Origin of the sequence: Candidatus Soleaferrea massiliensis AP7, assembly GCF_000820765.1 — a bacterium.
Classification (GTDB): Bacteria; Bacillota; Clostridia; order Oscillospirales; family Ruminococcaceae; genus Soleaferrea; species Soleaferrea massiliensis.
Genome location: NZ_CCYH01000025.1, coordinates 89223 through 101712 on the forward strand (window position 1 = coordinate 89223; position 12490 = coordinate 101712).

Genomic DNA, 12490 nt, shown 5'->3' on the forward strand with positions numbered 1-12490 from the left:
GCATGCGCTGCGGTTGCTTTCAAGCGTTGTTGGACGACAATTTGAAAGGATGCATGTTTACGGATTTTGATTTTTAGGCAGAGCAAAATAAGACTGAACGTTTCGAAACTCGTATGTTCATGTATGTGAAACTCAAAAAGTGGGGTGATGAAACTGAGTCCAAGAACAGGCAGGCCAAAGGTAGACAATCCCAAAACGGTTGATCTGAAAGTCAGATTGGATGAAAAGACCAATGAAGAACTGTTGATGTATTGCAATAAACATCATCTGACTCGCGCTGAGGCTCTGCGCAAGGGATTATCTGAACTTTTGTCCAAAGAAAAATGACACGAAGCGGTCTGTCTTAGCAAGTATATTTTCATATTTGATCTGAAAAGGCAAATAAATAGCTTGACAACTTGTATATACGAGATGTATAATTAACTTGTATATACAAGATCGGAGGTGAGTTTAGCATCACACACAAAAAACCGGGGCCTCATCCAGAAAAGCCGTTGGACATCTCAATCAATCTCAGAATTGATCAGGAAACAGAAAGCAAGATAAAATTCTGTATGGAAAAACTGAATACAACTCGTTCTGATGTTTTAAGACAAGGTGTCTATGACTTGTATGAGAAACTCCAACAAAAATGAAAGGAAGCGGCTCACCACTCGTCAAAGTCGAAGCCACTTCCCCAACACCAACAACTGCTCGAAAGCAGATTGCCGCGTAAATATTATAGCATGCGCCGCGTTCATTTTCAAGCGTTGTTGGATGACAATTTGAAAGGATGCATCATGTATGAAATCTGACATTGCACATTTTCTCGACAGCCGGATAGAAGCGATTATCCGTGATCTGCGGAAAACCAACAGTGAATACGCTTTTGCAGCTGAGCGAAGCAAAGAGCTGTATCTCAATATAGAACCGGTTATCCATCGGGAAAGGGATATCACGCTCTGCGCGGCAGACCGCTTGGATTTTCAAGAATACTTTAAACAGGCGTTTATCGTTACCGCCATCGAACAGCAGGCGCTTTACAGGCAGGGATATCTCGACTGTGTCGGCCTGCTCTCCAAGCTGGGAATCCTTACATAGCGGACGCACGGATATTAAATTCGAACAGAATTCATTGATAAAAGAAAGAAGGCTTTGCCGACCGGCAAAGCCTTCTTTCTTTGTGCGCTTTTCCCGCCGGGACAAACCGCGGGAAAAGCATTTTTCACACATCCATACACAAATACAGCACGAAACGGTTAGAGGCTGGTTTTCCTGTGTTTCCGGGATACCGTCCATCCGCCCAAGCCGAGCAGGATCACGGCCGCGATGCAGAGCATGCCGCTGCTGCAGGCATCCGCGCCGGTCGACGGGTTCGGCTTGCTGCCGGATGCGCTCAGCTTCACAAGGCAGTCAATGGCTTTCTGAAGCTGGCCGGCCGCCGCGTCCACCTGCTTCTGGCTGGCCTGGTCGTCGTCCAGAACATCCTTGGCGGCTTCGAGCGCCGTATCCAGCGCGGAGACGCTTGCCTTGGTATACAGGGAGCGGTCAAGCTTTTCGGCCTTTTCGATCAGGGCGCTGAGCGCGTCTTTGCTGACCGGCGCTTCCCGGTTCCAGAGGATATCCTCGGCAAAGATCGTGAACAGCTGCGGCCATGCGGCCCAGTCATGCGCGCCGAGAACCGGGTATTCGCCGTATGCGATGCCCAGCTCATCCAGCTTTTCGAGCAGCTCGACCACAGAAATGCCGCCGATGTCATTTTTGTAAGCCATGTCATAGAGACCGTAGCCGATCATCAGGGTCGGATAGTCGAGATTCTTGAGCTCATCGAAATTGATATCCTTGGTGTTTCCCGCGCTCCAGATACCGAAATAATCAAACGCGGTCGGATGCGCGTAATACAGCGCCGCGGTCGTCATACCGCCCATCGAAAGGCCTGCAAAGGCGCGGTCGGACGGGCTGCTCGAAGCGTTGTAATTTTCCTCGACAAACGGCAGGATGTTGTCCATCACATTGCGGATGATGTCGGCAAAGTCCCAATCATAGTCCTGATTGTTCATCGTGACGACGATGGCGGGTTCGGTTTTGCCCTCGGCCACAAGGTTGTCCATGATGTTCGGCACACAGCCGTCGTTCATCCAGTCAAGCTCATGACCGCCGCCGCCGTGAGAAAGATAGATCACCTTATACGGCTCCTCGCGGTCCTTGTCGTATCCATACGGCAGATAGACCGCGAGCGGGCGCGCCGTACTTCCATCCAGATAGGTGTCGAATACGACTTTGCCGTTCTGCGCGCTTCGCGGAAGCTGCACCGAACGGTCGTCGACCTGCTTTTCGGCGTCAAACGGCATGTACACCACGCTGTGATTCGCTTCGCGGCCGTTTTCGGTGTTGACAAGCGGCTTGTTGGCCGGATCGGTTTTTCCTTCGCCGTCCACGATGTATTTGTAGGTGAAGGAACCGCTCGGCAGCGGCATGGTCAGCGTCCAGACGCCGTCGCCGGCCTGCTTCATGTCTTCGGTGTATTGACCAAGCTGGGCTGGGAACATCTCTTTGGTCCATTCATAGGGGGTGTGCTTGACGCTCTGTCCTTCTCTCTCAGTGTAGAAATAGAACTGGTCGCCGGCAAGCTGCACCGACTGAGCGGATGCATCCTTGTAGACAAAGGTCGCCGTGTATCCGGTCGGGGAATTCTTGTCGGCCTGTACGGTTACGCCTTCCTGATAAACCGGTTCGGCCGCCGCAAAGGCCGCGGACGGGATGGCGCCGAGAGCCATAACGGCGGCAAGGGCGCCGGCAAATACGTTTTTCCAACTTCTTTTCATCGGTCTTCCTCCAGTATTCTTTGATTTTTCTTGTATAGGATGTTATAATAAAAGTACAACAATTCATGAATAAATTCAACGATAAAATAGAACGTAAGGTGGAACAAAACAAAGAAAATCTGGTCATTTATCGTATTCTCGCTACAAAACAGGGCGAATATGGTAAAAAATCGCACCCATACGTAAAAGTCACAACCAAATCCCCGTATTTGTATGAACTGCTATGTTATGGATGGCTTGTGCCGGGCAGTCCGCCTGTGAAGACGCAGACGCACCGCGGCGGATGTCACAGAAGACAGCACGCGTGGGTAAAAGAATGCCGGAGCGGACGCGGACTTACCGCGGCGGAGTGCCACGGGAAACGGCACCACAGACAGGAGGGTACAGACCGATGATTCGAGTACTATTGGCAGATGACAACAAGGTATCCCTGGAATATTTTTCGACGCTGATCGACTGGGAGCACTATGGGTTTCAGGTGGTCTCCACCGCGGTGGATGGAGAGGAAGCGCTGTATGAATTTCACCGGCTGCGGCCGGAGGTGGTCATCACCGACATCAAGATGCCCACGATGACCGGCATCGAGCTGGCTGAGAGAATTCATGAAACGTCGCCGCAGACCGTCGTCCTCTTCCTGTCCAGCTACAGTGAATTCACCTATGTGCGGTCGGCGCTGAAGCTCAAGGTGTTCGACTACCTGCTCAAGCATGAGACGGACCAGCGCACCCTGTTGGGAAAGCTGGAGACGGTGCGCACGCATCTGGAGCAGCTCAGCCGGCGCAACCGCCATCAGATGGAAGGGGAGTTCCTTTCGTTGTTCCGGGAATGCCAGGAGGATATGCAGCCAACGCTGGAAAACACCTACCGGGAAACCTTCCCGGAGCGGTACGACCTGCTGCTGCTGGAGCAGGACCATGTGCTGGAGATGATCGCGCACAAGCTTGGCTGCCGCACCGGGCAGGTGCAGGAGAGCGCGCTCAAAAAGCTCTGTTATCAGGAGGATTTCACCGCGGTCGTGCGCATCGACGACTACCGCTATCTTGCGCTTCTGAAGCCGCAGGAGCATCCGATCGAAACGGCCTACCGGATCAAGGAGCTTCTGGAAACCCGGATGGGGGAGCGTTTCTCGGTTCTCGTGCTGGCAGGCGGCCAGCCGGTCATGGCGTGTATGCGCGCTTATCTGAACAACAGGGACCGGCTGAATCAGAAATACTTCTTCCCGGCGTCGTCGGTGCTGCATGAAAGTTTCTTGCAGCCGCCCGCCGCCGGACTGGAACCGGTTGACGAACCCGCCGTCCTGCGTGCGCTGGAGGATGAGCGTTTCGATGAAATCATGCGGCTGATGGACCGGGATTACCTGCGCATCATCCAGGCGAAGGATTACGGGCAGTTCAGCGAGCTGAGCGACCTGCTGCTGGGCGGGCTCCTGCGGCATCATCTGAAAACGGCCGACTTCTCAAACGGGCAGGTGTTCTGTGCCTATGACGAGCATATGGCGGTCTTCTGGTATGACGCCTACTCGGTCTATCAGTGGATGAAACAGCAGTACGCGTCGCTGGCAAGGCTGCTGGTATCCCGCCCGGCAGGCATGGGCGGCAGCAGGATTGTCAGCGAAGCGGTGTCCTATGTGAACCGGCATTACATGGACGGTTCCCTGAGCGTCGAGCAGATTGCCGACAAGCTGGATATCAGCGTCAGCCGGCTCAACGACATCTTCAAGAAGGAAACGGGCGGCACCATCGGCAAGCTGATTGTCAAGATCCGCATGAGCCACGCAAAGAAGCTGCTGGATGAGGGACGCTGCAAGATCACGGAGATCGGCCCGATGGTGGGATACAATACGCTGTCCTATTTCTCAAAGGTATACCGCAAGGTTTACGGGCTGTCCCCGCAGGAATACAAGAGGAAATGCGATGAAGATAAAAGAGCGCTTTAACACCATCACCAAAAAGAGCATCCTGATGATCTCCGCCATCGGCATCGCGGTGATCCTGCTGATCAATATGGGGTTCCCGGCCATCTTTTACGAGATCATGAAGCCCCACTTCTCCCAGTCGGTTTCGAGCGTCATCAATGCCTGTGCGGTGCGCCAAAGCTACATCTGGCGCAGCAACAGCGTGGCCTACAGGCTGTCGTTCGACGAGGCGTTCCATCAGCTTGTTGCCGATTATGACAACGAGGATGCGGGCAGGGACGCGCTTTATGAGGAAATCCAGAGCTTCCTTCCGGTCAACCGCGTCGGCTATGCCAAGGGGAAGAATCCGGGCGCCGGCGCGATCACCTCCACAAGCTACAACATGGTATACACCGAAGAAGGGGATTCCTTCTATATTCCGGAAGCCGCCGGCTACGCGCGGGTCGTTCTGGAATCCGGCTGGCTGAAAAGCCTGCCCGGGGATCAGGAGAGCGCGAGCTATTCGCCGGTTCTCTATGGAGAAAAGGAAAGCGGGCTGCAGGCGCTGTGCTTTGCGGTCCCGTTCGATGCGGGCGGCCTGCGCTGCTATGCGGTGCACATCATGAACTTTGCCGAACTCGAAGCGCAGTTCGGCGAGATGCACGCGCTGGACATTGACGATTATCTGCTGCTGTGCGAAGGGGAGGAGCTGTACCGCAGTCTTGGAGAAGGCTCCCAAATCGACCTGGACGCCTATCCGGCGGAGATGTACGAGGGCCTCCAATACGAGACCAGAAGCTTCGACAAGCCCGATGGCATCGATTTTATGGTGCTCTGCTCGTATGAGGAGGAGGACTTCCGCTTAGCCGTGCATGTGCCGAAGGAAACGCTGCTGCTGCCGTACAGCCGGATCTTCCTGCTGTTCCAGCTGTTTCTGTGCGCGCTTGTGCTGCTGCTGCTCATCATGGTATGCTTCACGCTCAGGGGCATTTTAAGCAGGCTGACCAGGCTGGACCGGCGAATGAACCGGGTGCGGCAGGGCGATTACAACGTGGTGCTCCTGGATAAGCACACCGATGAAATCGGCAATCTCGCGTGTACCTTCAATATGATGCTGCAGACCATCAAGGAGGATATCCGCCGGCAGGTGGAGCACGAGAAGAAGGAGCAGCAGATGCAGTACAGCCTGCTGGTTTCCGCAATCGACCCGCATTTTGTCTACAACACGCTGAACACCATCACCTTTCTCGCGAAGATGAACCGCAACGATGAGATCGTCGAGGTGAACAACGCGCTCATCGGCACGCTGAAGGACCGGCTGACCATGAAGAACTGCAAGACCTTTGACAGCGTAAAGGTGGAAAAAGAGGTGCTGGAGCAGTACATGCTGATCCAGCGCTGCCTGTGCCACAACCAGATCGATTACCGCTTCATCGTCTCAAAGGAGGATGAAGCGCTGCAGATCCCCAAGAACATCCTGCAGCCCCTGGTGGAGAACGCGCTGCAGCACGGCATCCTGCCGCATAAGGACCCCCAAACGCGCAGGATTATCGAGGGCAGCATCACCATCACGGTGACGCGCGAGCAGGAACAAACCGTCATCCGGCTTGCCGACAACGGCGTCGGTATGGACAAGCAAACCATTGAGAAGTTTTTTGTGCAGCTGCCGGAGTCCATCCAGAACAAAGGCTCCCAGCACATCGGGGTACACAACGTCCGGATGCGGCTGTCCTATTTATATGGAGACCGCTGCCGCATGCGGGTGGAAAGCGCGCCGGGTGAGGGCACGCGGATCACCATTGTGCTGCCCTGAACCCTGAAAAGCCGTTTTTGCCGCCGCGCATAAAGAACGGATGTCCACCGGATTCCAGTCACAGCCCATGATCCCATCTGCGGTCTGTTCGCTTGCGGATGAAACAGGGGAGTATTGCGTTTAGCCGCAATTCGCGTGGTTATACATAAAAATTTGCACGGTCCGTTGTCGTGCCGGTGCGAATGCGGTATGGCTGTACGGCAATGGATACTGCCGGTCCCGGATAACAGGTGGGTGTGAAGCGTCGTGGACGCTGTTTTGGAGGCTGTCTGGCAGGTGTGCTGATCCGGTGCGGGGGCAAAGCGGCCCATGTATCTCATGCGGCCCCGGACACCAGGCGGGAGGAGCGGCGCGGAACGGAAAGCTTGGTTTCCTCGCGCTTTACAGTTTTTAGCGGCTGTTGGATGACAAAAAACATCTGTGATTGACAGGATGTTGAAGTACGATGCATAGACAAAAATACCAATAGATCATGAAGAGTTTTTTGCCGAATAATTTCGATTCACTATTGTTTTTCGATAAAATAATGTGTTATAATGTAAAAAATAGTCCGTGTTTTATATGGAAATGCGGAGTCATACACGCACACAGATAGATGCATGCGGCAGCGGCTGTATATGACGCTGCTTCATCTATGCGAAATCATACATGCGCACAGATAGGCGCGGCTGATTCAGTTTGTAGCACCCATGTCCATCAAGGACGGTGTATACATATTCCTTTTGCGTGCTGCCTGAACCAATCCGGGCAGCGGCCAAAGGGGCATTCCCACAGCAATTCCCGCTGTTTGGGACGGCGCGGCGGGAACAGGCAGAATGCTATGGCGTCCCAGTGGTATAAAATGATAGGAGGTCATGAAAAACATGAAAAAAACAAGACGTGAGCTTTGGACGTGCGGCCTTGTGCTGCTGGTTTGCATGGCGATGCTGATTGCGACAACGCTTGCATGGTTCAGCGATACGGTATCCAACAAGGGCAACCGCATCCAGGCAGGAACCCTGAACGTGCTGTTCTCCGCATCGAATGCGGTGGGGGACGACGGCGATCTGGCTGAGGGCACCACCGGTATCCTCGACCTGTCCGCCGATGACGCAAAGCTGTTCGATGAATCGAACTGGCAGCCAGGCGATACCCTGACCCGTTACCTGCGTGTCAAGAACACCGGCAGCCTTGCGCTCAAATACGATGTCAACCTGCTGCTGCGGGGCAATGGTAAGCTGGACGATGCCATCGAGGTATCGGTCGCACCGCTGACCGGCAGCCCCGGCGTCAGCCTCGGCGACGCGACCGGCACTGTCAGCACGGTTGCCGCAAATGTGGAGAACATCAAGATGAACGGCGCGCTGACGGCGGGAACACCCGAAGCAAAGCCGTACCAGATCTTCCAGGTAGACGTGAAATTCCTGGAGAGCGCCGGAAACACCTACAATGCCCAAGAAGCCGGCGCCTATGAATTCGGCCTGGATGTCGTGCTGACCGCAACACAGAACAAGGATGAAGCGACGGTCATCCCGGTTCGCAAAGCGTCCGACTTCACCGATGCGGCCGGTTCACCGACCTATGTCCTGATGGACAACATCAGCGGCGACGTCAAACTGAGCAAATATGCCAACATCGACCTGAACGGCTATACGCTGGACGGCAATCTGACTGTCAGCATCCCGGCTTCCGAAGGAATCGGAACGATGGACATCGGCACCGCGAAGAATCCGGGCAAGATCACCGGAACACTGCGGGTGGATGTGCTGAACGGCACGGTCAACGCCTACGATGCCTACGATGAGAACGGCCAGATCATCATCGATGCGGTTTCCAGTCACTCCTTCCATTTCTATGGAAACTCAGCCGCAACCATCGAGCTGAAAGCTGGCCGCCTGGTCATTGAAGACGGAGCAGTTGTCGGCAAGGTGCTGATTCCGGAAGAGACCACCGCACAGACCATCGTGGTCAACAACGGCACCATCGACTATCTCGACTCGAAAACACAGGGAGAAAGCACCGTCATCACCGGCAACCGCCCGGGACAGATCGAAGAGGGCGCAAATGTGGACCTCTCCAGCTTTGCTTGGGACGGTTCCACCACAACCCCGGTCACACCGGAAGGCAATGTCTACACCGTCTCGACCCCGGAAGAGCTTGCATGGATAGCCGCCGAGGTCAACGGCGGAAACAAGATGTCCGGCAAAACCGTCAGGCTTTCGGCGGATGTCAACATGGGTTCTAAAAACTGGACACCGATCGGAAATAAGACCAATAAATTTTTTGGGACTTTTGACGGCGCGGGACATACTGTATCCAACCTGTTGATTGACGATACCTCGCTGGAAGGCGCGGGCCTGATCGGCTTCGCCAGCTCCCCGGCGCTGATCAAAGGCGTCACGGTGCACAATGCAAAGATTACCGCGCAGGCGTCGGCAGGTTCGGTGGTCGGCAGCTACTTTACAGCCAATATTGAAGACTGCCATGCAACAGGCCTCATTCAGATCACCACAAACTACAAAGCGGCCGGACTTGCAGGCGAGGGCTATGGCACCGTCAAGAACTGTTCGGTAGATGGCGATGAAGGCAGTTTTGTCAAGGGTGTTTACCTGAAAGCAAATCTGGAAGGCGATAATGTTGGCGGACTGATTGCGTTTACTGGAGAACTCAACGGAAAGGATGTCATTGTCAACTGCCATGCCGATATTAAGGTTGAGGGAACCCGCAAAGTTGGCGGTCTGATCGGTTACCTGCATTATGGATGCAACGTCGTAAACTCCTATGCATTGGGCGATGTCAGCATTGATGCACCGGATTCCTACTTAAGCAGCTTCCTGAATAAGAATGCAATTATGATTGGTGGGCTGGTCGGAGAATTCGATGGCCGGACTGTGGAAAGCAAAATTATCAACTGTTATGCAACAGGCAAAGTTACAGGCTCGACCAATGCTGCAGTCAATCAGAGTCGAATCGGTGGTCTGGCAGGAGGTAGTTCCAGGACATCCAATCCTCTGATTACCATCACCGACAGCTATTATGCAAACGATGTGGGCAGCAATTACACCACCAACTCCTATGGCACGCCCGCTACCAAAGCTGAGATTATGGCGATGATCAACGGATAAATCTGCGCAGTTTTTGTTCTGAACAGGACCTTTAAAAACCGAATACATGCCCCCAGATGCAGAAGGATATGAACTGCGTCTGGGGGCATGTTGTATATTGAGGAAACAAGTATCTATACGAAGGAAGCGGCAATGGCCGGGTTGTGGACTTAAGAAGATGGGAAATGGTTTACGATGAGCATCGATTCAGAATTGATGAAGAACCGCAGGCAGCCGGCAGATGATGTGCCGGCGATTTGACATTGGAACATATGGAACACACAGCGATTTTATAGGTGAACGGGCGTGCCATCCAAAACCGATTGCAGATAGGCGCTGATATTTTTCATCCGCGGACGGAGACATAAACGAAACGCGATATAGGCGCATAGAAAAATGGCAGCACCTGTTTTGACGAATGTCCGTTCCTATGGTATAATCATTCAGGCACAAAACAGCATGTAACCATTGACACAGACATAACGGTTGCGATTGAAATGGGGAAATGATATGCATGTGTTATGCTTGGATTTCATCAACAGCCAATGGTATCAGACACATAGACCATTTAAGGAACTGTTGACAAATAAAGCATGGATTACGGAATTCTGCCGCCGGTGGAATCTGCCGGTTTGGGATCCTGAGACAGAAGATCCGCATGCGCTGTTTGCACTGCGGGATTTTTTGTTTGACGCCGCGGTAAGCTTCTGCAAAGACCGGATGCTGCATCAGCACCAACTGGACACATTAAATGATCAGCTGAGAAAAGCGGTTTTTTACGAACAGGTCGAACAGCCGGACGGCAACGGGTGCCAGCTGCGTATCTGCGCACAGCGCAAAGGGATGGATATCGTGGCGGATCGGGTTCTGCGCTCCTTTGCGGAATTGATCACATTGTATCCGGCGAAGCAGCTTAAAATCTGTGCGAATGAAGAATGCGACTGGATTTTTTATGACGACAGCAGAAATCATACGAGGAAATGGTGTGACAACACCTGTGCCAGCCGTGTCAAGGTACGCAACTACCGCGCGAGCCAGCGGAAAAACGCGCAGCCATAAAAAAGTATCGGCACCTTTTTTGACGGATGACATAGAATGATATGAACGGGATTCCAAAAACGGATGACCTTCGTTTTTTCGATACAAGCATTCCCGGACATCCAATTGAAAAGGGGCCATGAATATGCAAAAGCTCATACAGCCGCTGAATCATATGCACATCAGTTCCGGATACAAAGCATCCGGCTATACTGCGCGGTTCAATATGGTACATTATGCACTGGACAGTTATTCTTCCAGCGGAGATGTGGTCGTACGTGCCAGCGGCACCGGAACGCTTTTGTCCAGCGGGCTGGACCACATATTTGGAAACTTTATGGTGATTCGATACAACAGCGTCTACAATCATCATACCGGCAAAACTCAGGACATCATTGCACGATATTATCATCTGTCTAAAATTCTCGTTAAAAATGGAGCCAGCTTCTCTGCCGGCGACAGCCTGGCGCATTACGGCGCGACGGGAGAATATGTAACCGGTGCGCATCTGCACTTTGAATGCGATACCGATGTCAACTATCCGATGAATACGCCGTCGCTGAGCGGAAACAGCAATTATCTGAAAGCGGGCATTGACACTACAGTGGACCCAACGGATCTGTTGTATACAAAATCCGGAACACAGAGCTATTCAGCGGATACGGATTCCTACAACGGCAAACCGTATGTGGAACCGGCTGACCGGACACTGCCGGTACTGACTCCATCAAGCGGAAGCAATGGATCATCCGGCTCAAGCTCGAAGCCCAATACCGGAGGAAACAGCGGCCCATCGGGATCCTCTGGATCCAATGCAAAACCCAGCGGAAACAATAACAATACAGCATCAGAAGATGGCTGGATATATCGGATTTACCAGCAGCGGGGCTGGAATGACAACGAAGCCGATGCGGTAAAAACCGCAAAGTCGCTGGGCGGATATACATTTATTCGATATGAAGCGAAAAGCAGCAGCGATCCTACAATGATTTACCGAATTGTCCAGCAGGTCAACTGGACCAATACATTGGAGGAAGCAAACCGGTGGATCACAGACAACAAGATTTATGACAGCTTTATTGTGTTGGAGAGGAAAGACATCCACATCGGCGACAATGACGATTGGATCTGGAGAATCTACCAGCAGCAGGATTGGAAAGATAATATATCCGATGCGGTTCAGGCGGCAAAGCAGTATGGCGGCAATACGGTTATTCGATATGAAGCCAAAACCAAAGACGATCCTACTAAAATCTATCGAATCATCAAACAGGTTAACTGGACCGGTACACTGGAACAAGCGAACATTTGGATTGAAAACAACAAGGTATATAATACCTTCCTTCAGATTGAAAGAAAATAGATATTTTAGAAAGAGTCCTCTTTTCAGCCGAAAAGAGGATTCTTTTTTATGTGGGTGCATAAGAATATTGGTTGACAATATAAAATGGATTTTATATAATAGGTGTAGCGCCGGGAGGAAAAAGTTAACAATGCGAACCCTAAGTGCACATGGATTCCCCGTTACCTTCGCAGATGGGGATATATGCGCATTTATAAGGACTTGAAACGGTAAAAAACAATTTTTCTGATGCTGTTTTGCTCCTTCGCGCAATGATGCTTTTAAAATGGCCATAATAAGCCATTTATCTCGGATGCGGTCGCACCCTGCGTGGGTGCGTGGATTGAAATATAAACTTAACCAACCCGCTTAAATAGCGGGTCTGTCGCACCCTGCGTGGGTGCGTGGATTGAAATACATCCGCAAGCTCTTTTCAGCATGATTTTCATTGTCGCACCCTGCGTGGGTGCGTGGATTGAAATAACAAAATTTTTGCTAAGTTAGGGTCTGACATGC

7 protein-coding genes are annotated in these 12490 nt (G+C 52.3%); 6 read left to right on the forward strand and 1 reads right to left on the reverse strand.

Going from position 1 to position 12490, the window contains the following annotated elements:
• The first annotated feature begins 783 nt into the window (after positions 1–783).
• On the forward strand, positions 784–1080 hold the full coding sequence (locus tag BN348_RS05590) for a hypothetical protein (RefSeq protein WP_040196795.1): 297 nt from the start codon (positions 784–786) through the stop codon (positions 1078–1080).
• Between the two features lie 158 nt (positions 1081–1238).
• On the opposite strand, the gene BN348_RS05595 is transcribed toward BN348_RS05590, so the two are convergent.
• A complete protein-coding gene (locus tag BN348_RS05595; RefSeq protein ID WP_040196796.1) occupies positions 1239–2804 on the reverse strand; it encodes an alpha/beta hydrolase-fold protein in 1566 nt (521 codons plus the stop codon).
• Positions 2805–3195: 391 nt separating this feature from the next.
• Between BN348_RS05595 and BN348_RS05605 the strand changes: the two genes are divergently transcribed.
• From BN348_RS05605 to BN348_RS05625, 5 genes are all read left to right on the forward strand, one after another.
• On the forward strand, positions 3196–4740 hold the full coding sequence (locus BN348_RS05605) for a response regulator transcription factor (protein WP_197068287.1): 1545 nt from the start codon (positions 3196–3198) through the stop codon (positions 4738–4740).
• On the forward strand, positions 4718–6511 hold the full coding sequence (locus tag BN348_RS05610; RefSeq protein ID WP_040196799.1) for a sensor histidine kinase: 1794 nt from the start codon (positions 4718–4720) through the stop codon (positions 6509–6511). Before BN348_RS05605 ends, BN348_RS05610 begins: the two co-directional genes overlap by 23 nt.
• A gap of 863 nt (positions 6512–7374) precedes the next feature.
• Entirely contained in the window at positions 7375–9615 is a 2241-nt protein-coding gene (locus BN348_RS05615; RefSeq protein ID WP_197068288.1) for a TasA family protein, read from the forward strand.
• 489 nt (positions 9616–10104) lie between these two features.
• Positions 10105–10653 carry a CGNR zinc finger domain-containing protein gene (locus tag BN348_RS05620; protein ID WP_040196803.1) on the forward strand — a complete coding sequence of 183 codons (549 nt, stop codon included), beginning with the start codon at positions 10105–10107 and terminating at the stop codon, positions 10651–10653.
• 124 nt (positions 10654–10777) lie between these two features.
• The gene (locus BN348_RS05625) at positions 10778–11995 is read left to right on the forward strand and encodes a M23 family metallopeptidase (protein ID WP_040196805.1); all 1218 of its coding nucleotides are present in this window, start codon (positions 10778–10780) and stop codon (positions 11993–11995) included.
• The last annotated feature ends 495 nt before the right edge of the window (positions 11996–12490 follow it).